General features: G+C 74.1%; 16 protein-coding genes. 10 read left to right on the top strand and 6 right to left on the bottom strand.

Annotation, left to right across the window (positions count from 1 at the left end; translation table 11 throughout):
- Positions 1–99: 99 nt before the first annotated feature.
- From ACFYUY_RS27900 to ACFYUY_RS27890, 3 genes are all read right to left on the bottom strand, one after another.
- Complete coding sequence (locus ACFYUY_RS27900) at positions 100–2,505, bottom strand: RICIN domain-containing protein (protein WP_387904651.1); 2,406 nt, start codon at positions 2,503–2,505, stop codon at positions 100–102.
- Between the two features lie 453 nt (positions 2,506–2,958).
- Positions 2,959–3,525 carry a rhodanese-like domain-containing protein gene (locus tag ACFYUY_RS27895; RefSeq protein ID WP_387904648.1) on the bottom strand — a complete coding sequence of 189 codons (567 nt, stop codon included), beginning with the start codon at positions 3,523–3,525 and terminating at the stop codon, positions 2,959–2,961.
- 117 nt (positions 3,526–3,642) lie between these two features.
- Positions 3,643–4,503, bottom strand: coding sequence for a sulfite exporter TauE/SafE family protein (locus ACFYUY_RS27890; protein WP_387904646.1), 861 nt, complete (start codon positions 4,501–4,503; stop codon positions 3,643–3,645).
- 444 nt (positions 4,504–4,947) lie between these two features.
- Between ACFYUY_RS27890 and ACFYUY_RS27885 the strand changes: the two genes are divergently transcribed.
- Positions 4,948–6,333 (top strand): rhodanese-like domain-containing protein, encoded by a 1,386-nt coding sequence (locus ACFYUY_RS27885; RefSeq protein ID WP_387904643.1) that lies wholly within the window; start codon positions 4,948–4,950, stop codon positions 6,331–6,333.
- A 117-nt stretch (positions 6,334–6,450) separates the two neighbouring features.
- On the top strand, positions 6,451–8,163 hold the full coding sequence (locus ACFYUY_RS27880) for a GAF domain-containing sensor histidine kinase (protein ID WP_360213363.1): 1,713 nt from the start codon (positions 6,451–6,453) through the stop codon (positions 8,161–8,163).
- Between the two features lie 106 nt (positions 8,164–8,269).
- On the opposite strand, the gene ACFYUY_RS27875 is transcribed toward ACFYUY_RS27880, so the two are convergent.
- The 3 genes from ACFYUY_RS27875 to ACFYUY_RS27865 all read right to left on the bottom strand — a co-directional run bounded on the left by ACFYUY_RS27875 (position 8,270) and on the right by ACFYUY_RS27865 (position 10,899).
- Positions 8,270–8,971 (bottom strand): response regulator transcription factor, encoded by a 702-nt coding sequence (locus ACFYUY_RS27875; protein ID WP_360213361.1) that lies wholly within the window; start codon positions 8,969–8,971, stop codon positions 8,270–8,272.
- A 348-nt stretch (positions 8,972–9,319) separates the two neighbouring features.
- On the bottom strand, positions 9,320–9,967 hold the full coding sequence (locus ACFYUY_RS27870; protein ID WP_387904639.1) for a hypothetical protein: 648 nt from the start codon (positions 9,965–9,967) through the stop codon (positions 9,320–9,322).
- 53 nt (positions 9,968–10,020) lie between these two features.
- Positions 10,021–10,899, bottom strand: a complete 879-nt coding sequence (locus tag ACFYUY_RS27865; protein ID WP_387904637.1) for a universal stress protein — start codon at positions 10,897–10,899, stop codon at positions 10,021–10,023.
- A gap of 376 nt (positions 10,900–11,275) precedes the next feature.
- Here ACFYUY_RS27865 and ACFYUY_RS27860 point away from each other — a divergent pair, with 376 nt between their 5' ends.
- From ACFYUY_RS27860 to adhE, 8 genes are all read left to right on the top strand, one after another.
- The gene (locus ACFYUY_RS27860; protein WP_387904635.1) at positions 11,276–12,775 is read left to right on the top strand and encodes an amino acid permease; all 1,500 of its coding nucleotides are present in this window, start codon (positions 11,276–11,278) and stop codon (positions 12,773–12,775) included.
- A 38-nt stretch (positions 12,776–12,813) separates the two neighbouring features.
- Entirely contained in the window at positions 12,814–14,037 is a 1,224-nt protein-coding gene (locus tag ACFYUY_RS27855) for an arginine deiminase (RefSeq protein ID WP_387904633.1), read from the top strand.
- A 24-nt stretch (positions 14,038–14,061) separates the two neighbouring features.
- On the top strand, positions 14,062–15,066 hold the full coding sequence (gene argF / locus ACFYUY_RS27850) for an ornithine carbamoyltransferase (protein WP_360213351.1): 1,005 nt from the start codon (positions 14,062–14,064) through the stop codon (positions 15,064–15,066).
- 2 nt (positions 15,067–15,068) lie between these two features.
- Positions 15,069–16,091: a carbamate kinase gene (locus ACFYUY_RS27845; RefSeq protein WP_387904630.1), complete on the top strand. Its 1,023-nt coding sequence runs from the start codon at positions 15,069–15,071 to the stop codon at positions 16,089–16,091.
- Positions 16,091–16,879 carry an HPF/RaiA family ribosome-associated protein gene (locus tag ACFYUY_RS27840; RefSeq protein WP_360213347.1) on the top strand — a complete coding sequence of 263 codons (789 nt, stop codon included), beginning with the start codon at positions 16,091–16,093 and terminating at the stop codon, positions 16,877–16,879. The genes ACFYUY_RS27845 and ACFYUY_RS27840 overlap by 1 nt, the downstream gene beginning before the upstream one ends.
- Before the next feature lie 506 nt (positions 16,880–17,385).
- Positions 17,386–18,246: a universal stress protein gene (locus ACFYUY_RS27835; protein WP_387904627.1), complete on the top strand. Its 861-nt coding sequence runs from the start codon at positions 17,386–17,388 to the stop codon at positions 18,244–18,246.
- A gap of 403 nt (positions 18,247–18,649) precedes the next feature.
- Positions 18,650–19,324 (top strand): CBS domain-containing protein, encoded by a 675-nt coding sequence (locus ACFYUY_RS27830; protein ID WP_387904624.1) that lies wholly within the window; start codon positions 18,650–18,652, stop codon positions 19,322–19,324.
- A 502-nt stretch (positions 19,325–19,826) separates the two neighbouring features.
- On the top strand, positions 19,827–22,460 hold the full coding sequence (adhE, locus tag ACFYUY_RS27825; protein WP_387904621.1) for a bifunctional acetaldehyde-CoA/alcohol dehydrogenase: 2,634 nt from the start codon (positions 19,827–19,829) through the stop codon (positions 22,458–22,460).
- The last annotated feature ends 1 nt before the right edge of the window (position 22,461 follow it).

Here is a 22,461-nt window from a genome sequence, read left to right as displayed (position 1 = left end):
CGACCGGGGCGGGGGCCCGGCCGGCCGCGGTACCGGGGGGTGGGGGGCGTGCGGGTGTGGGGTGTGCAGGCGGGGGCGGGCGATGGGCCCGCGGCGGGGTCAGCCGGTGACGGCGGCGGTCGCGGTCCGGCCGGGGGTGACGGTGACGGTGGCGTAGGTGTAGGTCACGCCGTCGACCGTCCTGGTGCGGACGGGCAGGCTCCGCCCGTCGACGGTCAGGCCGGTGCGCGCCCCGGTGAAGCGGGCCTCCCAGACGAGCGGGGAGCGGCCGGCGTTGGTCAGGGTGGTGCTGCGGTGGCCGTCCTGCCGGACGGTGACGGACCCGGCGCCGACCGGGATGTCGGCGACCTGCAACCAGCCCATCGTGGAAGGCAGTTGGGAGGCCGTGGTGAGGGTGCCGGCGGCCGCGTCGGGCTGCACGCCGAGCAGGCCCTGGACGGTCTGGCTGAGCAGGGTGAACGGGACCTCGGGGTAGTCGCCGTTGAGCATGCGTCCGCTCGCGTGGAGCTGGTCGACGCCCTGGTGGATCTGCCGCATCCACTTCCACGCCGTGTCGCCGTCGTGGTTGGCGAAGAAGGCGTCCGGCAGGTAGGTGAGGGCCTCCAGGTTGGACGAGCGGTCCGGGCCGGAGTCGGCCGCGTCGACGGCGGCGAGGAAGGCGTCGCGGCGCGGGCCCGGATCGAGCAGCCCCTTGACCGGCATCAGTACGCCGGCCTCGTACCCCCAGCCGGTCACCGGCCGGCCGGTGGTGTCGTAGCCGTGCACGACCTCGCCGGGCTGCGCCGGGTCCACGCTCCAGGTGGAGTTGACGTAGGTGCGCAGCGCGGTGGCGGCCCGCTGGTAGCCCGCCGCGGTCGCGGTGTCGCCCTGGGCGGAGGCCAGCGCGGCGGCCGCGAGGTACGCCTGGTACTGGGAGCCCAGCGCGTCGCCGGCCTCGGCGTAGGTGCTGGTGGCGTTCTCGGCGTAGCTGGCGGTGCCGGCGAAGATGCTGCTGCTGGTGGCCTGGGGGATGGGCAGGCCGCCGTTGTCGACGGGGCCGGGGTGGCCGGCGATGAAGGGGCCGAGGGTGTTGCGGACGTACCCGGTGAGGGTGGGGTCGTCGACGTAGTCGCGGTCCCCGGTCCACTGGTAGGCCTCGCCGGCCTTCTGCACCAGCTCGAACGGCGCGGGCAGCTCGCGGACGAAGCGGTCGGGTCCGCGGTAGTCGATGCTGCCGTACGTCCTGGCGTCGAAGTTGAGCGCCCAGACCGGGTAGAGCCGGTTGACCTCGGTGGCCGAGGCGGCGAAGCCGCGCAGCATGGTCTTGTTCTCGGCGTCCAGGCCGAGCAGGTGGGCGCCGACCAGCTGGTGGGCGAAGTCGCGGCTGTAGAAGTCGGAGCGGAACGGGTAGCCGGCCCAGTAGGTGGTGTCGTAGGTGGTGCTGCCGGTGCCGCCGGTGTGGTTCTCGTCCATGTTGAGCACACCGCTCGTGCCGGCCTGCTGCACCCAGCTGTTGGCCTTGGTCTTGGCCCAGTCGAACAGGGCGACGACCTCCGGGTCGGAGGAGCTGATCCGCGGGTCCCGGGGCGCGGCCGGGGCGACGGCGACGTCGTCGACGTTGACCCAGCCGGTGGGGGAGGAGCCGATGCCGACGGTGACGGTGTCGCCGGCCGCGACGCGGATCCGGGGCAGCGAGTACTTGGCGTAGGTGGGCTGTTCGGGCAGGCTCAGCGAGCCCGCCACGGCACCGTTGACGCGGACCTCGAAGGTGCCCCCGGCGCCGCCGGTCGCGATCCAGGCCGACAGGTCGTAGGCGCCCGCGGTGACGGCCGTGACCTGGCGGCTCACCCGGTAGCCGGTGCCGGCGTCCAGGTAGGCGAGGCGGCTGCCGGTGTGCGGGTTGTTGGTGGCGGTGCCGGTGTGCTCGGTGAGGGTCCAGCCGTCCGCGCCCTGTTCGAAGCCCGGGTTGGGCAGGACCAGCGGCTCGGTGCGGGTGAGCGTCCACCGGTGGGCGGGCCGGGTGTCGCAGTCCCGGCGCCGGGCCGCGGCCTCCCGGTCGTCCGCGTCCGCGGCGGTGAGACAGCCGCCGCCCGCGGCCAGCGTGTAACGGCCGCCCGGAGCACGGGAGATGGTGAAGGCGGCGGTGCCGGGGGCGGTGCCGCAGTCCGCCGCGGTGGGGCGCTGCCCGGCCCCGCCGAGGGCGAGGCAGCGGCCGCTCGCGGCGTTGACGAGCTGGTAACCCCCGGTGGTGGTCCGGTGCAGCTGCCAGCGCTGGCTGAGCAGGCCCTGGCAGGCGGCGCCGACCACCGGCGTGCCGGGGGCGGTCTGCGCGTACTGCGGTCCGAGGCAACTGCCGTCCAGCGCGGAGGAGATGACATAGGTGCCGCCGTCCGCCAGCGGAGCCGCCGCGTCGGCGGCCAGGGCGGGCCCTGCCCCGGCGGCCTGGACGGCGAGGACGGTGAGGGCCGTGAGGCCCGGGGGCAGGGCTCGGGCCGGTCCGCGGCGCGGGGCACGGGTGAGGGGCATGGCGGCTCTCCTGTCGGGCGGGTGGGGGTGCGTCAGGGGGCGGGTGCATCAGGGGGCGGGTGCGTGGACGGGCGGTCCGGCGGAGCGTCGTGGGTCAGGGCGGGTCGGCCGGGGGGAGTGGGTTTGAACGTTCAAATCCCCGAAACGGCCTTGACTCATGTGACGGGTGACATGTGTTATTTCACAGCGTCGTCCGAGTCCCGTCAACGGGCGGCGCACAAGCGGCCCTGATCGTCCCGTTTCGCCGTCGGGCCCCGGCGGCTCCGGGTGCCGTCCTGGCCGCTGCCGACCGGCGAAGGTCCCCGCCCCACGGGGGTGGGCGGGGACCTTCGCCTCCGGCGGTCGGCTCAGTGTGCGAGAGTCGCGCGCAGTTGGGGTTCAGCGCTTCTGCGGTTCAGCGCCCGAATGCCGCGAGCGTTGCGGCTCAGCCCGAGTGCCGCGAGCGCCCGCGGCTCAGCGCCCGAGCGCCGCCAGCGTCTCGTCCAGGCCCGGGGCGCCGGAGCGGGGGCGGTTGAACGGGAGCCTGCCGAGCGCCCGGCCCATGGCGCAGGTGTCGGTCAGCGAGGAGAACACCAGCCCGCCGCCGACCGCGGCCGCGAGTCGGCGGGTGCCCGGCAGGGCGCGGTCGGCGACCAGGCCGAGCAGGACCAGCGTTCCCGCGGCGAAGCGGACCTGACGGTCCATCGCCCAGACGGCCCGTGCACCGGCCGGTCGCTCCAGCGGGTGGCCGGCCGCAGCCCAGGCATCGGTGCCGCCGGTCAGGACGCGGGCCGGGACGCCGGCGCCGGCGAGCTGCCGGCAGGCGGTGGCGGCCCGCCGGCCGGAGGCACAGGCGATCGCCAGCTCGCCCCGTTCGGCGGCGGCGCGCAGCGCGGCGAGGGCCTGGTCGAGCCGGTCGAGCGGCACGTTCAGGGCGCCGGGGACGTGCCCGGAGGCGTACTCGCCGGGGGAGCGGACGTCGATGAGGGTGAGCTGCCCGAGGCGGGGGTGGAGCTGCTCGACGGTCAGCGGCGTGGTCATGGGGGGTCCTTTCGGTGGGGGTGGGGAAGCCGGCGGCGGCCGCTGGGCCGGGCCGGAGAGAGGAGGCGGGGATTCGGTTGGTGGGGGCGGGGTTCCGGCAGCGCGTGGGCGTCGGCCTCAGGTCAGCGTGCCGACCAGCATCAGCGCGGAGACGCCGAGGAGGGCGATGGCGAAGAGCCGCTGCAGGGTGCGGCCGGCGAACCGGTCGGCGAGCCGCTTGCCGTCCCAGGCGCCGAGGATCGCGGCCCCGGTGAAGGGCGCTGCCACCGACCAGTCGACGGACCCGGCGGCGCCGAGCCGGGGGAGCAGCGCGGCGAGGGAGTTGGCGGAGATGACCAGCAGGCTGGTGCCGACCGCCTCGGCCATCGTGAAGGCGAGTGCCGAGACCAGGGCCGGGACGGCGAGGAATCCGCCGCCGACGCCGAGCAGCCCGGTGACGGCGCCGAGCCCGGCGCCCGCCGCGGCCGCGCGGCCCGCTCCGGCGGTGGGCCGGGTCCGGGGCGCGACGGCGGGCGATCTTGTCGCCGCCGTCCGCACGGCCGCCGTCCGCGCCCGGGTTTCTGCTGGTGCCGCCGGCGCGGGTACGGTCCCCACCCGCGCCTCCGCGGGTGCCGTCGCCCTGGTCGATGCCAGCATCCGCCAGGCGGCGAGCCCGGCCAGGAGTGCGAAGGCGCCGGTCAGCAGCGCCCCGGGCAGGTGCGCGGAGACCGCCCCGGCCGCCGCGGCGGCGGGCAGGCCGGCGGCGGCGAACAGGGCGCCGGTGCGCCAGCGCACCCGGCCCGCCCGGGCGTGGGCGAACAGGCCGGTCAGCGAGGTGGCGGCGACGATCGCCAGGCCCGCCGTGGTGGCGAGGGCCGGGCTGAATCCCAGCAGGTAGACGAGCGCCGGGACGGCCAGCATGCTGCCGCCCCCGCCCAGCCCGCCGAGGGCGAGGCCGACCACGGCTCCGGCCGCCAGGGCCAGCAGCAGTGCGGTCATAGGGCGGCGCCGGTGTGGGCCGGATGGGGGTTCCGGGAGGGGGTGGACGGCAGCGGGGGCATGCGCTTCTCCGGTGGGTGGTCTGGCGTGGTGCGGGGCGCCCGGGACCGGGGGGTGGGTCCGGAGCGTCGGCGGCGCACGCCGTCGGCGTGGGGGTGTCCGCCCGCGGCTCGGGGGCGCGGGGCGGTGCGACGGGCGCGCCCGGCTCGGTGGCCCGGCGACGTGCGGGGGCCTCCGAGGGGCCGGTCCACGGCCGCGGCGCGTCGGTGGGACAGCGGCGGCCGGGTCCCGTCGTTCCTCACCATAGTACCCCCGGGGGTATTATCGAAAGCGTTCCGAGATACCCCCTCCCGTATCGGCAGTCCTGTCGTATGCTGGCACATATACCGAGGGGGGTATCGATCAGTGCGTTGCGACGCCCGGCGCCGCCCAGGAGGATTCCCCGTGTACTTCGCCCAGTTCTACCTCGACTGCCTCTCCCAGGCCTCGTACCTGATCGCGGACGAGCGCACCGGTCGCGCCGTCGTCGTCGACCCGCGGCGCGACGTCGACGAGTACGTCGCCGAGGCCGAGGCCCGCGGCCTCACCGTCGAGGCGGTGGTCAACACCCACTTCCACGCCGACTTCCTGGCCGGCCACCTCGAACTCGCTGCCCGCACCGGCGCCTGGATCGGCTACGGGCGGCGGGCGGAGACCGACTACCCCATCCGCAAGCTCGCCGACGGCGAGCGGATCGAGCTGGGCGACGTCACCCTCCAGATCCTCGAAACCCCCGGCCACACCCCCGAGTCGATCAGCATCCTGGTCTTCGAGCAGCCCGACGACACCGTCCCCTACGGCGTGCTCACCGGCGACGCGCTGTTCATCGGCGACGTCGGCCGCCCCGACCTGCTCGCCTCCACCGGCGTCACCGCCGAGGAACTCGGCGCCATGCTCTACGACAGCGTCCACCGCAAGCTGATGACCCTGCCCGACGAGACCCTCGTCTTCCCCGCCCACGGCGCCGGCTCCGCCTGCGGCAAGAACCTCTCCACCGACCGCCGCTCCACCATCGGCCGCGAGCGCGCCACCAACTACGCCTGCGCGCCGATGGACCAGGACACCTTCGTCCGCATCGTCACCGCCGGCCAGTCCACCGCCCCCGCCTACTTCGGCCACGACGCCGCCCTCAACCGGCAGGAGCACCCGCTCCTCGACCGCACCGCTGCCGCCCGCCCCCTGTGCCCCGAAGGCCTCCGGGAGGCCCGCGCCGCGGGCGCCGTCGTCCTCGACGCCCGCAACCCCCAGGACTTCGGCGCCGGACACCTGCACGGCGCCGTCAACGTCCCCCTCGACGGCCGCTTCGCCGAACAGGCCGGCACCGTCCTCACCCCCGACAGCACCCTCGCGATCATCGCCCCGCAGGACCGCGAGGACGAGGTCATCACCCGCCTCGCCCGCATCGGCTTCGACCACATCGCCGGCTACCTGCGTAACCCCGCCAACGCCCTGCCCGCCCTCGCCGACGACCTCACCCCCGCCCGCCGCCTCACCGCCGAGCAGCTCCGCACCGCCCTCACCAGCGCACAGCCGCCCACCGTCCTGGACGTCCGCACCTGCGGCGAACGCGAAGCCGGCTCCATCGGCGGCTCCCTCCACATCCCCCTGACCGAACTCCCGGGCCGCCTCACCGAACTCCCCACCGACCGCCCCCTGGTCGTCCACTGCGCCGGCGGCCACCGCTCCTCCATCGCCGCCAGCCTGCTCCGCCACCACGGCCACCCCGACACCGCCGACCTCCTCGGCGGCTACCACGCCTGGCACACGCTCACCCAGCCCGCCGGGGCATGAACCCAGCCCGGTGGCGCACCGCGCGCGTCGGCTCGGGTGGGGGCCGCTCGTCCGACTCGGTCGGTGGCGTCTTCTGCAAGAATCGACGCGCCGGCGGCAAGGGACGAGGAGGCTCGTATGGGCGGGGACGAGGTGCGGTCGCGGATCCCGCAGCTGCGGTTGGACGAGCTGTTGGAGGAGTTGCAGGCGCGGATCGACGCGGCCCGGGGCACTCGGGACCGGGTGCACAGTCTGCTGGAGGCGGTGCTGTCGGTAGGCCGCGAGCTGGAGCTGACGCAGGTGCTGCGGCGCATCGTGGAGGCGGCCGCCGTCCTGGTGGACGCCCGGTATGCGGCGCTCGGGGTGATCGGCCCCGACGGCGAGACGCTCTCCCAGTTCCTCACTGTGGGCATGTCGGACGAGCAGATCCAGCGGATCGGGCCGTATCCGACGGGTCGGGGCCTCCTGGGGGAGCTCATCCGCCACCCGGAGCCGCTGCGAATGATGGACCTCGCCGAGCACCCGTCGTCCGTGGGTTGCCCGGCGCAACACCCGGTGATGCGGGCGTTCCTCGGGGTGCCGGTACGGGTGCGCGAGGAGGTGTTCGGCAACCTGTACCTGACCGACAAGCGCTCCGGTGAGGAGTTCGACACCGACGACGAGTCGGTGATCTCGACCCTGGCGGTGGCGGCCGGGGTCGCGATCGACAACGCCCGGCTGTACGAGGAGGCGCAGCGCCAGCAGCGCTGGCTCGGCACGAGTGCGGAGATCACCCGTGGGCTGCTGTCGGGAGGTGACCGCTCCGAGGTGGTCGAGCTGATCGCGCGCCGGGCGCGGGAGATCACCTGCGCCGAACTGGCGGACGTCTCGGTGCCCGTTCCGGGTACCGGGACGGTACGGGTCGAGCTGGCACTGGGCGGGGACACGGCCGGGAGGCAGGGCCTGGACGTGCCGTTGGAGGGCACGCTGGCGGGCGAGGCGTGCGCGCAGGGCTCTCCGGCGGCGACGGCGGACCTGGCGGGTGATCCGCGGTTCACGGAAGGGCCGCGACTCTACGACGGTCTGGGCCCGGCGGTGGCCGTTCCGCTGGGCCGCGCGGGTGGTCCGGTGGACGGCGTGCTGCTGCTGGCGCGGCGGACGGGGGAGGCGGCGTTCACGGACCGGGAGATCGGCCCGCTGCTGGGCTTCGCCGATCAGGCGGCGCTCGCCCTGGAACTCGCCGAACGCCGCCGGGACGCCGAGCAACTGGCGATGCTGGAGGACCGGGACCGGATCGCCCGGGACCTGCACGACCTGGCCATCCAGCGGTTGTTCGCGACCGGGATGACCCTGCAGAGCGCGGCCCGCTTCATCGAGCATCCCGGCGCCTCGGACCGGGTGCTGCGAGCGGTGGGGGACCTGGACGAGACCATCAAGATCATCAGGTCGACGATCTTCGGCCTGCGGGCGCGGGAGGAGAAGGGCGTCCAGGGCCTGCGGGCACGCGTGGTGCGGGTGGCCGAGGAGGCGCAGGCCGGGCTGGGCTTCCCGCCCAGGCTGAGCATGGAGGGCCTGCTCGACACGGACGTGCCCGCGGAGGTGGCCGACCACGTGGTGGCGGTTCTGGGGGAGGCGTTGAGCAACGCGGCCCGGCACGCGCGGGCAGGGCGGATCGAGGTGGTACTGCAGGCGACCGGGTCCCGGGTGGTGCTCACGGTGCAGGACGACGGGGTGGGCATCCCGGAGCAGGGGCGGCGTAGCGGGCTGCGCAACCTCGCGGAGCGGGCCGAGACCCTGGGGGGTGTCTTCGAACTGGTCTCTCCGGAGGCCGGCGGCACCAGGTTGTCCTGGTCGGTGCCGCTGGAACACTGACCCGGCCTCACGGCGCCGCGTCCGTCGTGCCGGCCGCCGACCGAGAGGCCGGCGAGGGCGCCGGCCGGGCCTCGTCGGTGGGGGCTGGTGTCCCGAGGCGGTCGGTTCAGCGGCCGGGCCGATCGGTGGGCTGCCGGTTGGTTGCCAGGGTCTGGGTGGCGATCAGGGCGGCCTGGACGCGCCGTTCCACGCCGAGCTTGGCCAGCAGGCGGGAGATGTGGTTCTTGACGGTCTTCTCGGCGAGGTAGAGCCGTTGACCGATCTGGCGATTGGTCAGCCCCTCGCCGACCAGGGCGAGGACCTCCCGCTCCCGTTCGGTGAGCCGGGGCAGGTCGGAGCTCTGCTGGGTGGTGGCGTCGCCGCGCAGGCGGGCCATCAGACGGGTGGCAGCGCCGGGGTCGAGCATCGACTGGCCGGAGGCGACCGTGCGCACGGCGGAGACCAGGTCGGTTCCGCTGATCTGCTTGAGGACGTAGCCGGCGGCTCCGGCCATGATGGCGTCCAGGAGGGCCTCCTCGTCGTCGAACGAGGTGAGGATCAGGCAGGCAAGTCCCGGCATGCTTGAGCGCAGTTCGCGGCAGACCGTCACGCCGTCGCCGTCCGGCAGCCGCATGTCGAGGATGGCGACGTCGGGGCGGAGGGCGGGGACCCGGGCGAGGGCCTGCTCGACCGTGGCGGCCTCGCCGATCACCTGGAGGCCCGGCTCGGCGTCCAGCAGGTCGTGCACGCCCCGACGGACCACCTCGTGGTCGTCCAGCAGGAACACCTTCACCGGGCCGCTCGTCCCAGCTGCCGGACTCTCCGTCATCACCGCTCCAACCCCCGTGTGCCCGCCCCGGTGGCAGGCTGCGTGAAACCTACGCGAAGTCTGGCGTGACCGGGGGTGGTTTCGGTAGGGCCGTCCGGCCCTACTCGGTCCGGGACACGGCTGTTGTGGAGCGTGGCGGCCAGTGGGTGCGACGGTATCGACACGGGGCAGAAGCTGATCCCGATCCTGGTCCAGCTGGAGGGCCCGGCCGTCGAGCTCGGCTGGTGTTGTGGACGGGCGGTGCGGCGCACGCGGCGGCGACGACGGCCCGCGCGGTGCCGGGTCGGTCTGGCACGGTCCTCCTTGCAGAGCCGAGCCGGTCGGGGGGAACCGTGCCGTCGTGTCCGGTCAGCCGGGGTGGTGTCCGCGTGGGGCGCGGCCGCTCCACACGGGTTCCAGCCGGGCCCAGGACCGTGTCCAGGCCCGGTCGGCCCGACGGTCCAGGGCGCTCAGCCTGACGCAGAGCCCGGCGGAGGCGAGCACGCTGAGCAGAGCGAAGAGGAACAGGCCGAGGAACACCGCGTCGAACACGAGGTCGGCGGTGCTCGGGGGTGCGGCCGCCGGGCGGCCGTCCCGGTCGACCCAGATTCCGACGGTGGCACCGGGCCCGGTGGCCCGGGGTACGTCGATGGTGCCGGTGTTGCGCTGGTTGCCGGGGTAGGTCCAGGCGGCGTCGGCGCGGTAGACGGCCTTTCCGCCGGCGACGGTGGCCTCCGCCCTCCGGACCGAGCCCTGCACCGAGGCTTCGACGCGGTGCAGGCGGGCGGCCGTGGCCGCGGCCTGCCGCTGGCCGACGGAGAGATGGGTGACGGCGGCCCCGGCGCCGAGGAGTGCCGCGAGGCCGATCCCGAGGGCGGTGAGCACCACCGCCCGGCTCCGGGCCCGGTCGAGAGCGCGGCCGAGTGGGTTGCGCTCCGGACCGAAGGCCCGGCGCAGGTGGCCGCACGACGGTGCGGACGGGTTGTCGGGCCGGGCGCGGCGGTGGGTGCTGGACACGGTGGTGCTCCTTGTCGCTGCTCGGGTGGGCGGTGGTGCGGGGTGCGCTCGGCTCACGGGTGGGGGACCACGACGACCGGGGCGGCGCAGTGGTGCAGAACGGCGTGGGCCACCGGACCGAGGCGCGGTCCCAGGCGGTGACGGCGCTCCCGCCGGCCGACGACGACGAGGTCGGCACGGGTGGAGGCCTCCAGCAGGGCCTGGGCTCCGCCGCCGAGGCGGACCTCCTCGACGATGTCGACGCCGGGGCGCCTTGCCCTCAGGCCGGCGAGGACCGGTGAGATCAGGGCCGTTTCGCCGGCCTCCTGCTCCACCGGGTCCACCATGGGCGACATCAGGCCCCCGTAGGCCCAGGAGGCCACCAGGTCCCACCCGTGCACGACGCGCAGCCGGCAGCCGCGCAGCTCCGCCTCGGCGGCGGCGAACTCGACGACGGCGTCGCAGGGTTCACGGCCGTCGAGACCGACCAGCACCTCCCGGGTCGCCCCGGCGGCCGCGGTCCGCTCGGCGGGTGCCTGTCCGAAGCGGACCAGCACCGTCGGGACGGTCGCGCCGGCTGCCACCGCGAGCCCCACCGAACCGACCAGGAGGCCGGCGAACCCGCCGAGCCCGCGGGACCCGAGCACCAGCAGTTCCTGCCCCTTCGCCGCGGCGATCAGCCCGTCGACCGGATCGTCCGAGAGCACCGCGGCCTCCACCGGGAGGTCCGGGTGGTCGTGCCGGATCCGGTCGCCGATGCCGTGAAGGGCGTCCAACGCCCTCGGCCGCGGGTCGCCGGGCCGCGAGGTGTTGTCGTCCCCGGCGTCGAGCCACGGCCAGGCGTGCAGCAGCCGGAGGGCGCAGCCCCGGCGGCGGGCCTCTTCGGCCGCCCACAGGGCCGCGGCCTCGCTCTGCGGCGATCCGTCGATTCCGGTCAGGACACAGCGCGTCATGGTGGTTTCCTCTTCGTCGGATCACGGCACCGGGCCCGGACGGCCGACGCCCGGCATGCCGTCGAATCTCCCGTCCGGGCGCCGACGGGAGAAGGGACCGAAGGGACCGGCCGGGGGGCCGGTGGTCCCGGTCGCGGGACCGGCGGGCCGTGCGCCCCTCCCGGTACCTCTGCATGTCGACCGCGAGGGGCCCGGGCCGGGCCCCGGTGGTCCCGGTCCCGCCCGGGACCACCGGGCGGGGGGACCGGGACCGCGGGCAGGGGGAGCAGGGACCGTCGGCCCCTGGGGCGGGGCCGCCCGGCAGACGAGGATCTTCATCGGCGAGCGGTGGGCAGGCCCCCGCCCCGGACCTCCACTCTGACCTAGGAGCACCCTCATGTCCGCACCCGACCGACCGGATCGACGGGCCGCCGCCGCGGCCCCGGGGCAACGGAGAACCGACACGCGCTTCGGACTGCCCGCCGCGACCGCGCTGGTCGTCGGCAGCATCATCGGCACGGGCGTGTTCGCCCTGCCGTCCGCGCTCGCTCCCTACGGCCCGATCGCACTGGTGGCGTTCGTCGCCGTGACCGTCGGCGCCCTGGCACTGGCGGTGGTGTTCGGGCGGCTGTCCGAGCGGGTGCCGGGCAGCGGCGGCCCCTACGTCTACGCCCGGGAGGCGTTCGGCGAGTTCGCCGGGTTCCTGACGGCCTGGTCCTACTGGATCACCGCCTGGGCGGGCAACGCGGCCATCGCGGTGGCCTGGGTCGGTTACGTCGAGGTGTTCGTCGACAAGGGTCACCACACCTGGGCGTCGATCACGATCGCGTTGGCCGGGCTCTGGCTGCCGGCGGCCGTCAACCTGACGGGCGCGCGGAACACCGGGGCCTTCCAACTGGTCACCACCGTGCTGAAGTTCCTGCCACTGGGCTTCATGGCGACCGCCGGACTGCTGTTCGTCAAGTCCGGCAACTTCGGGGCCTTCAACGCGAGTGGAGGGTCGGCGCTCGGCGCCGTCTCGGCGGCGGGCGCCATCGCCCTGTTCAGCTACATCGGGCTGGAGACCGCCTCCGTCGCCGCCGGCCGGGTCCGGGACCCGAAGCGCAACGTGCCCCGGGCGACCGTGTACGGCACGCTGGCCTGCGCGGCGATCTACCTCCTCGGAACCCTGGCCGTGTTCGGCACCGTCCCGCACGATCAACTCGCTGGCTCCACCGCACCGTTCACCGACGCGTTCAACACCATCGCGGGCGGCACCTGGGCCGGGAACCTGGTCGCCGCCGCGGCGATCGTCTCGGGCCTCGGGGCACTCAACGGCTGGACGCTCATCTGCGCCGAGATGCCGCTCGCCGCGGCCCGGGACGGACTGTTCCCGTCCGCGTTCGCCAAGCTCCGGGGGCAGGGCCAGGTGCCCGTCTTCGGCATCGTGTCGGCGACCCTGCTCGCGTCGGTGCTCACCGTGGTCAGCTACACCCAGTTCACCAAGGTCTTCACCGAGATCGTGCTGCTGAGCGTCCTGACCGCCGTCATCCCGTACCTGGTGTCCGCGGCCGCCCAGCTGCTCTGGCTGGTGCAGCACAGCCGCGCCGAGCTCGACCGGCGGCGCCTGGCCCGGGACGTCACCGTGACCGTCCTCGCCCTGGTGTTCTCCTACTGGTCGATCCAGGGCAGCGGTTACCAGACCGTCTACTACGGCTTGTTCACCATCCTGGCCGGCATCCCGGTCTACATCTGGCTCAAGCGGGAGCGGGGCGGGAGCGCCACGGTCCCGGCGGAGCCCTCCGGTGCCGGCACGACCGCCGCCCCCGCGCCGATGGCCCACCCGGCCCGCACGGCCCACCCCGTCGGCCTGCCGACGATCGTCCTGCGCGCGCTGCGCCCGCGGCACCAGCACTGAGAACCGCGTCCACGCGCCGAGAACGAGGAGACCCACCGATGAACACCCTGCGTGTCGATTCCGAAGCCGGCCGCCTGCGCCAGGTCATCCTGCACCGCCCCGGCCTCGAACTCGCCCGGCTCACTCCCCGCAACGTCGACGACCTGCTGTTCGACGACATCCTGTGGGCCAAGCGCGCCCGCGAGGAGCACGACGCCTTCGCCCAGGTGCTGCGCGACTACGGCGTCCGCGTCCACCACTACGCCGACCTGCTCGGCGAGACCCTCGCCCTGCCGCCGGCCCGGGCCTGGCTGCTCGGACAGATCGTCACCGAGGCCACCGTCGGGCCCGCTCTGGTCGACCCGGTCCGGGCACTGTGCGAGGACGTGGACGGCCCGACCCTCGCCGAGTACCTGATCGGCGGCGTCCTCAAGGACGACCTGCCGCTGAAGAGCCCGCACAGCCTGGTCTGGAACGCGCTGGGGGAGCAGGACTTCGCCCTGCCGCCGCTCCCGAACCACCTCTTCCCGCGCGACAACTCCTGCTGGATCGGCGGGCGCTACAGCCTCAATCCGATGGCCAAGCCCGCCCGTCGGCGGGAGACCCTGCACACCGCCGCGGTCTACCGCTTCCACCCGCTGTTCGCCGAGACCGCGCCCCCGCTGCTGGACGGCACCGTCCAGGCCCCGGGCACCAGCCTGGAGGGCGGCGACGTCCACGTCGTCGGCGAGGGCGTGGTCATGGTCGGCATGGGCGAGCGCACCACCGCGCAGGCCGTCGAACAACTGGCCCAGCAGCTGTTCCAGTACGGCACCGCGCGGCGGCTGATCGCCGTCCGCCTGCCGGAGAGCCGGGCCTTCATGCACCTGGACACCGTCCTGACGATGATCGACCGGGACACCTTCGTCGTCTACCCGGGGCTGGCCGACGGACTGCGGTCCTGGACCCTGACGCCCGCCCCGGAACGACCGGCCGGCTTCGACGTCCGCCCCGACACCGACCTCGCCGCCTCGCTCGCCGAGGCCCTCGGCCTGGACACGGTGCGCTTCCTCTCCGCCGAGCAGGATGTGCGCGCCGCCGAGCGCGAACAGTGGGACGACGGCAGCAACTTCCTCGCCCTCGAACCCGGCGTCGTCGTCGGCTACGAGCGCAACACGACCACCAACACCCATCTGCGCAAGCAGGGCGTCGAGATCGTCACCATCGCCGGATCCGAGCTCGGCCGCGGCCGCGGCGGCCCGCGCTGCATGAGCTGCCCCATCCAGCGCGACCCCGCCAACTGACCACCCCCACAAGGAGATACCGCCATGACCATCGACCTGCACGGCCGTCACTACCTGGACGAACTCGACTTCACCGCCGCCGAGATCCACCACCTGCTCGACCTCGCCGCCGAGCTGAAGGCCGCGAAGCGGGCCGGCACCGAGACGCCCCGGCTCACCGGCCGCCGCCTCGCGCTGATCTTCGAGAAGAACTCCACCCGCACCCGCTGCGCCTTCGAGGTCGCCGCCGCCGACCAGGGCGCCACCACCACCTATCTCGGGCCGGACAGTTCCCACATCGGACACAAGGAGAGCGTCGCCGACACCGCCCGCGTCCTCGGCCGGATGTACGACGGCATCCAGTACCGCGGCTTCGACCAGGGGACCGTCACCGAACTCGCCCGCCGCGCCGGAGTACCGGTCTACAACGGTCTCACCGACGCCTGCCACCCCACCCAGAGCCTGTGCGACGTGTTCACGATGCGTGAGCACAGCGGCCGGCCGGTGGCGGAGATCTCCTTCTGCTATCTCGGCGACGCCCGCAACAACACCGCCAACTCGCTGATGACGATGGGGAGTCTGCTCGGCATGGACGTCCGGATCGCCGCGCCGAGCGCTTTGTGGCCCGAGCCGGAGCGCGTCGCCGGGTGCCGGGCGCTCGCGCTGGAGAGCGGCGCCCGCCTGACCCTCACCGAGGACGTGGCCCAGGCCGTGCGCGGCGCGGACTACCTCTACACCGACGTGTGGGTGTCGATGGGCGAGGACCACGACCACTGGCCCGACCGCATCGCCCAGCTGCTGCCGTACCAGGTCGACGCCAAGACCCTCGCCGCCACCGGCAACCCGGACACGGCCTTCCTGCACTGCCTGCCGGCCCTGCACGACACCAGTACCGACCTCGGTGCCGAACTCGCCGCCCGCCACGGGCTCGACGGCGTCGAAGTCACCGACGAGGTCTTCGAGTCGCCGGCCTCGCTGGTGTTCGACCAGGCCGAGAACCGGATGCACACCATCAAGGCGATCCTGGTCGCCACCCTGGGGAGGGACTGACCGTGCGCATCGTCGCCGCCCTCGGCGGGAACGCCCTGCTCCAGCGGGGTGAACACCCGGACGCCGAGGTCCAGTTGCACCACGTCCACCAGGCGGCCCGCTCGCTCGCCGAGCTCGTCGAGGCCGGGCACGAGGTGGTGATCACCCACGGCAACGGCCCACAGATCGGCCTGCTCGCCGTCGAGAGCGAGACCGACCCGGCCCTCACCGCGCCCTATCCGCTGGACGTCCTCGGCGCCCAGACCCAGGGCATGATCGGCACCCTGCTCGCCCGGGAGCTGATGAACCGCCTCCCCGGGCGGGAGGTCGCCGCCCTCGTCACCCACACCGAGGTCGACCCGGGCGACCCGGCGTTCACCCACCCCACCAAGTTCATCGGGCAGCGACTCGGCGAGCGGCAGGCCCGCACCCTGGAGCGCGAGCGCGGCTGGACCACCGCGCCGGACGGCGCGGACCGACGCCGTGTCGTTCCCTCGCCCGAACCGCGGGCGGTGCTGGAAGTGCCCCTCGTCCGCCGCCTGCTGGCCGGCGGAGCGGTGGTGATCTGCGGTGGTGGTGGGGGCGTCCCGGTCATCCGTGACCGCGACACCGGCCTGCTCCGGGGAACCGAGGCCGTCGTCGACAAGGACCGCACCGCCGCCCTGCTCGCCGAGCAGCTGGACGCCGACGCCCTGCTGATCCTCACCGACGTCACGCACGTGTTCACCCGCTACGGCACCGCCCACCCCGGCCCGCTGGTGACCGCCACGCCCGAGCGCCTGCGCGCGCTGGACCTGCCCGAGGGCTCGATGCGACCCAAGACCGAGGCCGCCGCCGCGTTCGCCGAACGGACCGGCGGCCTGGCCGCCATCGGCCCGCTCGACAACGCCCTCGGCACCGTCCTGGGGACTACCGGGACCGCCGTCCGCGCCGCCCCGGACGGCGGGGAGAAGGGCCAAGGGCCCTGCCGGCGGGACGTCCGGCCGGCGACGGTGCCGCCCGGCGCCCGGCCGTCCGACACCACATCCGAAAGGCAGGACTCCTGATGGACCGTTCGCACCCGCCGATCGCCCACGACATCGAGGTCGAGACCCGGGGCGAGGTGTCCCTCGCCGCGCCGGACTACGCCAGGGCAAGGCTGCTGGCTGTGGTCGAGCGGCTGCACGAGCCGGTCCTCGCGGCCCGGGTGAAGCTCACCCAGGAGAGCAACCACGCCGTCGTCAAGCCCGCCATCGCCCAGGCCGTGGTGGACCTCAACGGCCGCCCGGTCCGCGCCCACGTGGCGGCCGCGACCATGCAGGAGGCCGTCGACCTGCTCCGGGACCGGCTGAGCGCCCGGCTCGCCCGGGTGCACCGGCACCGCGACTCGCACCGTACCGCCGTCCCGGCCGACCGAGGGGCCTGGGACGACGAGGCGGCCCGCGGGCACCGCCCGCTCCGGCGCGCCCTGGCGCCGGAGGAACGGCGGGTCGTGCGGCACAAGACGTACAGCCTGCCCAGCCAGAGCGCCCGGGCCGCCGTGTTCGAGATGGAGGCCATGGACTACGACTTCCACCTGTTCACCGACGCCGCCACCGGCTGCGACAGCGTCGTCTACCGCGACGAGCGCACCGACGGGCACCGCCTCGCCGGCACCGGACCTGTCGGCGAGCCGGAGCAGGGGCTCACCGTGAGCACCGCCGGGGTGCCGGACCTGACGGTGGCCGAAGCGGTGTCGAGGCTCGACCTCACCGGCTTGCCGTTCGTCTTCTTCACCGACACCGCCACCGGGCGGGGCAACGTGCTCTACCACCGCTACGACGGCCACTACGGCCTCATCACGCCGGTGGGGTAGCCGGCGCGGGAACGCGAACCGGGGACGGCCTCAGCCGTCCCCGGTTCGCGTCGTTCCGGTGCCCGGCGCCCGGTGCAAGGACCCGGCGCCAGTCGTACGGGCCACCCGGGGCGCGACGTGCGAACTGGCTGGTGATGTGGGGCATCAGCACCGTGGTCACGGTGGTGGTCGCGCGGACCTCGTCGCCGATGGCCGGGGCCGGGCAGCGGCGGGCGAAGGATCCCGCCACGTCGGCGTCCTGTGCCGCGGAGGACGCCGACCGCCGCCGGCCGGCGCCCGCGGTGAGGACCGCCTCACGGGGCTGCGCGTCGGGTCCGCTGTGCTGCAGTACGAGGCCGCACGGCGGCGGCGGTGCCGGACGCGCGATCCCCCGCGTGGCGCCGGGACTTTGGGCCCGGACGCAGGGCTGCTCGGCCCCTGCCGCCGCCCTCGGCTACGGCGCGATGCTGTCCCGGACAGCGGGGACGCGGACGGCGGCGTCCCGTGGGACCGAGAGAGGACGCGACATGTCGCACTCCGTGGTGGTGGGGATCGACGGCTCGGAGCAGAGCACGGCGGCGGCCGCATGGGCGGCCGCGGAGGCCGACCGGAGCGGGCGGTCGCTCCGCATGATCCATGTCGGGGGACCGGAGGACGGAAGGCCGCTGCGGCCGGAGGGGGTGGATGACGGTCTGCCGTCGGCGGTGCTCTCGGTCCGGGACCGAATCGCGGCCGTCCTGCCCGGCCTGGGGCTGTCGTGCGAGCGGATTCCGGGCAGCCCGGCCCACGCGCTCGCGGCGGCCGGCGCGCGGGAAGGACTGATCGTTCTCGGTTCGCGGGGGCTCGGAGGATTCACCGGTTTGCTGGTCGGTTCGGTGGGGCTCCGGGTGGCAGCGGACGCGCTCTGCCCGGTCGTGCTCGTCCGGGCGGACGCGGACGGCGAGGCCGCCGGGGCGGGTGACGTCGTCGTGGGCGTCCAGGGCGACCGGCCCTGCGCCGAGGTGCTCGCCTTCGCCTTCGAACAGGCGGCCCGCCGTGGCGTCAGCCTGCGCGTGCTGGAGTCCCGTTCGCTGCCGGCCGGCCCGTACGTGACGAAGGCCCCGGTCGACCAACCGGAGATCAGGGGCGCCCTGGCGGAGGCGGAACTGGTGCGCCTCCAGGACGCGCTGGCTCGTTGGCGGGACAAGTTCCCCCAGGTTCGGGTGGAGGCCGAGGTCACCTCCCGCCACGCGGGCGGCGCGCTCGTCGACGCCTCCCGAGGAGCCTCACTCGTCGTGCTGGGGCGGCGGACTCCCGGCCGTCAGGTGGGGGTGTCCCGGTTGGGGAGTGTGGCTCATGCCGTCCTGCACCATGCGCACAGCCCCGTCGCGGTCGTCCCACACGACTGAACCGCCCGGTGGTGGCTGCGGCCCGGACCCGTCGAGGTCCGGGCCGCGGCCGTTCCCGGGTGCCGACCGGGTGCACTGGGCCGGTCGGTCCCGCGAGCGCCCCGCGCGGGGGGAGATCGGGCTGAAGGTCCCGGCACGGAGACCCCTTGGGCCCTTCGCCGGGACGCCCCGGAGGCGGATGGTTGAAGCACTCGGAATCGGCGAGAGGTACGAACCTCCCGGCACCCACGGAGAGTCGACTCGGCGGATCGGGCGCGACCGGTCAGGCCTGTCGGCCGACCGGAACGGTGCGCGGCACGCCCCGGTCGTCTCCGCTCACGGCCCCGGGCGCCGAGCCGCCGCGCCGCACTCACCTGACCGGGCCCCACCGGCCCGACACACGTGCCCGAAAGGAAGTCCGACCATGCGACACCGGATCGTGGGAGAGCTGATGACCTCCGCCGTCGTGAACGTGGGGCCCGATACCGGCTTCAAGGAGATCGTCCGACTGCTCGCCGACCACGGCATCACCTCCGTGCCGGTCCTCGACGAACAGGACCGACCGCTGGGCCTGGTCTCCGAGGCCGACCTGCTGCTCAACGAGGCGTCCCAGGAGGACCCCGCCGGCCTGCTGCTCACCCCGCGGCTGTCGGCCCCCGACCGGGCCACGAGCCGCGCCACGACCGCCGAGGGCCTCATGACCAGCCCCGCCGTGTGCGCCCGCCCCGAGTGGACCGTGGTGGAGGCTGCCCGGGTGATGCAGCTCAAGGGTCTCAAGCGCCTCGTGGTGACCGACGAGGCCGGCCGCCTGGTCGGCATCGTCAGTCGCGCCGACCTGCTGCGCGTCTTCCTCCGCCACGACCGGGCGATCCGCGAGGAGATCCGCGGCGACATCCTCTCCCGCACCCTGGGCATCGCGCCGGACAGTCTCGACGTCCAGGTCCACGACGGACAGGTGACCCTGAGCGGCACCGTCGGGCACCGGAGCCTGCCGGCCGTCGTGGAGCGGCTGTGCCGGAGCGTGGACGGTGTGGTCTCGGTGACCAGCCGCCTCGACCACCGGGCAGGCGACACCGCCGCGCAACGCCCGGCAGGCTGATCCGGGCTCAGCGTAGAAGGTGCGGCCGGACCACAGGTCCGATCAGGACGCCGGCCCGGTCGCCCACGCCCTCCTCCACCACTCCGGCTGCCCCGTGGCGGTCGTGCCCGAGGGTTGAACGCCCGGCACCTGGCCTGGACCCTCGGGACCGGGCCGGGCCGACCGGCCCGCTGCGGTCGGAGCCGGCCGACCGAGAACCTGCCGGACGTCAAGGGTCGCGCGCGAGGGCGCCGGCCACAAGGAAGGAGACACGGGCGGCGGGGACCGCACGCCGGAGGCCGTGGGCGGACACGCTGCCCACGGCCTCCGGCGTGCCCGTGCCCGTGCCCGTGCCCGTGCCCTTCGGCTCGTCAGGCGACTGCGAAGGAGGGACCTTCGGCCCGACACGGTGCCCCTTTGGCCGCCTCCCTCGGCACCGCTTGCCGGGAGAAGCTTTCGATGGAAGCGCGAGCAAGCCGCACGCGCCCGACTCCCGGACGATGAACCGGAAGGTGGTCCAGCCATGCCCCGCCACCCGCAGCCCGAGGAACCGACGGTTCCTCCCGTGCCCGTCGCCGTCGGCCGTCTGGTCGCCGACGCGCTGACGTCCCTCGAGGAGTACGCCGACTTCACCCAGGAACAGGTCGACCGCATCGTCAAGAAGGCCTCGCTGGCGGCGCTGGCCGAGCACACCGGGCTCGCCGCGCTGGCCGTGGAGGAGACCGGCCGCGGGGTCTTCGAGGACAAGGCGGTGAAGAACGTCTTCGCCTGCGAGAACGTCACCCACGTGATGGCCCGGACCAGGACGGTCGGCGTGGTGCACCGTGACGAGATCGACGGCATCGTGGAGATCGCCGAGCCGGTGGGGGTGGTCGCCGGCATCACCCCGGTGACCAATCCGACCTCCACCACGATCTTCAAGTGCCTGCTGGCGCTCAAGACCCGCAACCCGGTCGTGTTCGCCTTCCACCCGTCGGCCCAGCGCTGCTCGGCCGAGGCGGCCCGGATCGTCAGGGACGCGGCGGTGGCGGCCGGTGCCCCGGCGCACTGCATCCAGTGGATCGCGGAACCGTCGATGGAGGCCACCCGCGCCCTGATGAACCATCCGGACGTCGCCACCATCCTGGCCACCGGCGGCAACGCGATGGTGCGGGCCGCGTACTCCTGCGGCAAGCCGGCGCTGGGCGTCGGCGCGGGCAACGTCCCGGCGTACGTGGAGAGGAGCGCGGACGTGCGGCGGGCGGTGAACGACGTCGTGCTGTCGAAGTCCTTCGACAACGGCATGATCTGCGCCTCCGAGCAGGCCGTCGTCCTGGACGGGGAGATCCGGGAGGCGGCGCTCGCCGAGTTCCGGACGCTGAAGGCGCACCACGCGAGCGCGGAGGAGAAGGCGCTGCTGGAGCGGTACCTGTTCGGGGCGGGGGCGGGTGCGACGTGCGCCGGCGGCCGGTTGAACGCCGAGGTGGTGGGCCGGTCGGCGGCGCAGGTCGCGCAGGCGGCGGGCTTCGAGGTGCCGACCGACACCTCGGTCATCCTCGCCGACTGCGAACGGGTCGGACCCTCGGAGCCGCTGACCCGGGAGAAGCTCTGCCCGGTACTCGCCGTCCTCACCGCCCACTCCCGCGCCGAGGGCATCGAACTGGCCGCCGCGATGGTGGAGTTCGACGGTCTCGGGCACTCGGCGGCGGTGCACACCGAGGACGCGGCGTTCGTCGAGGAGTTCGGGCACGCGGTCAAGGCCTGCCGGATCATCTGGAACGCGCCCAGCTCGCAGGGCGGCATCGGCGACGTCTACAACGCGTTCACGCCCTCGCTGACCCTCGGTTGCGGCAGCTACGGACACAACTCGGTCTCCGGGAACGTCTCGGCGCTGAACCTCGTCAACATCAAGCGGATCGGGCGGCGCAACACCAACATGCAGTGGTTCAAGGTCCCGCCGAAGATCTACTTCGAACGCAACTCGGTCAGGTACCTGGCGAGCATGCCGAACGCACACCGGATCGTCGTCGTCACGGACCGCACCATGGTGGAGATCGGCCACCTGGAGCGGATCCGGGGCGTGCTCGACCGCCGCCGCGACCCGGTCGAGGTGCGGGTCATCGACTCGGTCGAGCCCAACCCGAGCATCGACACCGTCCACAAGGGCGCAGCCCTGATGCGGGAGTTCGAGCCGGACACCATCGTCGCGCTGGGCGGCGGCTCGCCGATGGACGCCGCCAAGGTGATGTGGCTGATGTACGAGCACCCGGAGGTCGAGTTCGCGGACCTGAAGGAGAAGTTCTTCGACATCCGCAAGCGCGCGTTCACCTTCCCCGACCTCGGGGAGAAGGCGAAGCTGGTCTGCATCCCGACCACCTCGGGCACCGGGAGCGAGGTCACCCCCTTCGCGGTGATCACCGACACCGCCACCGGCCAGAAGTACCCGCTCGCGGACTACGCGCTCACCCCGAGCGTGGCCATCGTGGACCCGGCGCTGACCACCGGCCTGCCGAAGCACGTGACCGCGGACACCGGCTTCGACGCCCTCACCCACTGCATCGAGACCTACGTCTCCGTCTACGCCAACGACTTCACGGACGGGCTCGCCCTCCAGGGCATCCGGCTGATCTTCGACAACCTGGAGCGCGCGGTACTGAACGGACCGGACGACCCCTTCGCCCGGGAGAAGATGCACAACGCGGGCACGATCGCCGGCATGGCCTTCGGCTCGGCCTTCCTCGGCGCCGTGCACGCCATGGCCCACACCCTCGGCGCGACCTTCCACATCGCCCACGGCCGCACCAACGCCCTGCTGCTGCCGCACGTCATCCGCTGGAACGGCTCCGCCCCCGCGAAGGTCACCGGCTGGCCCAAGTACCAGCGCTACACCGCCCCCGAGCGCTACCAGGCGATCGCCCGGATGCTCGCTCTGCCGGCCGCCACCCCCGAACAGGGCGTCGAGTCCCTCGCCTCGGCGGTCGAGGACCTGCGGGACAGGGTCGGCATCCCGCGGTCCTTCAAGGCGGCCGGCGTGGACGAGGCGGCGTTCCTGGCGGCCCTGCCGCAGCAGGCGATGAACGCCTACGAGGACCAGTGCGCCCCCGCCAACCCCCGGATGCCGATGCTCGCCGACATGCGGCGGCTGATGCGCCGGGCCTACTACGGCGACCAGGCCTGAG

It is taken from the genome of Kitasatospora sp. NPDC004745, from assembly GCF_042873275.1.
Taxonomy (GTDB): domain Bacteria; phylum Actinomycetota; class Actinomycetes; order Streptomycetales; family Streptomycetaceae; genus Kitasatospora.
This window is presented reverse-complemented; position numbering and strand designations above follow the sequence as displayed.

Excerpts from the sequence above, each read along its gene's own strand:
- adhE (WP_387904621.1), top strand. The coding sequence starts at position 19,827 with ATGCCCCGCCACCCGCAGCCCGAGGAACCGACGGTTCCTCCCGTGCCC.
- ACFYUY_RS27865 (WP_387904637.1), bottom strand. The coding sequence starts at position 10,899 with ATGACGCGCTGTGTCCTGACCGGAATCGACGGATCGCCGCAGAGCGAG.
- ACFYUY_RS27900 (WP_387904651.1), bottom strand. The coding sequence starts at position 2,505 with ATGCCCCTCACCCGTGCCCCGCGCCGCGGACCGGCCCGAGCCCTGCCC.
- ACFYUY_RS27860 (WP_387904635.1), top strand. The coding sequence starts at position 11,276 with ATGTCCGCACCCGACCGACCGGATCGACGGGCCGCCGCCGCGGCCCCG.
- ACFYUY_RS27835 (WP_387904627.1), top strand. The coding sequence starts at position 17,386 with ATGTCGCACTCCGTGGTGGTGGGGATCGACGGCTCGGAGCAGAGCACG.
- ACFYUY_RS27840 (WP_360213347.1), top strand. The coding sequence starts at position 16,091 with ATGGACCGTTCGCACCCGCCGATCGCCCACGACATCGAGGTCGAGACC.
- ACFYUY_RS27875 (WP_360213361.1), bottom strand. The coding sequence starts at position 8,971 with ATGACGGAGAGTCCGGCAGCTGGGACGAGCGGCCCGGTGAAGGTGTTC.
- ACFYUY_RS27890 (WP_387904646.1), bottom strand. The coding sequence starts at position 4,503 with ATGACCGCACTGCTGCTGGCCCTGGCGGCCGGAGCCGTGGTCGGCCTC.
- ACFYUY_RS27895 (WP_387904648.1), bottom strand. The coding sequence starts at position 3,525 with ATGACCACGCCGCTGACCGTCGAGCAGCTCCACCCCCGCCTCGGGCAG.
- ACFYUY_RS27830 (WP_387904624.1), top strand. The coding sequence starts at position 18,650 with ATGCGACACCGGATCGTGGGAGAGCTGATGACCTCCGCCGTCGTGAAC.
- ACFYUY_RS27880 (WP_360213363.1), top strand. The coding sequence starts at position 6,451 with ATGGGCGGGGACGAGGTGCGGTCGCGGATCCCGCAGCTGCGGTTGGAC.
- ACFYUY_RS27855 (WP_387904633.1), top strand. The coding sequence starts at position 12,814 with ATGAACACCCTGCGTGTCGATTCCGAAGCCGGCCGCCTGCGCCAGGTC.
- argF (WP_360213351.1), top strand. The coding sequence starts at position 14,062 with ATGACCATCGACCTGCACGGCCGTCACTACCTGGACGAACTCGACTTC.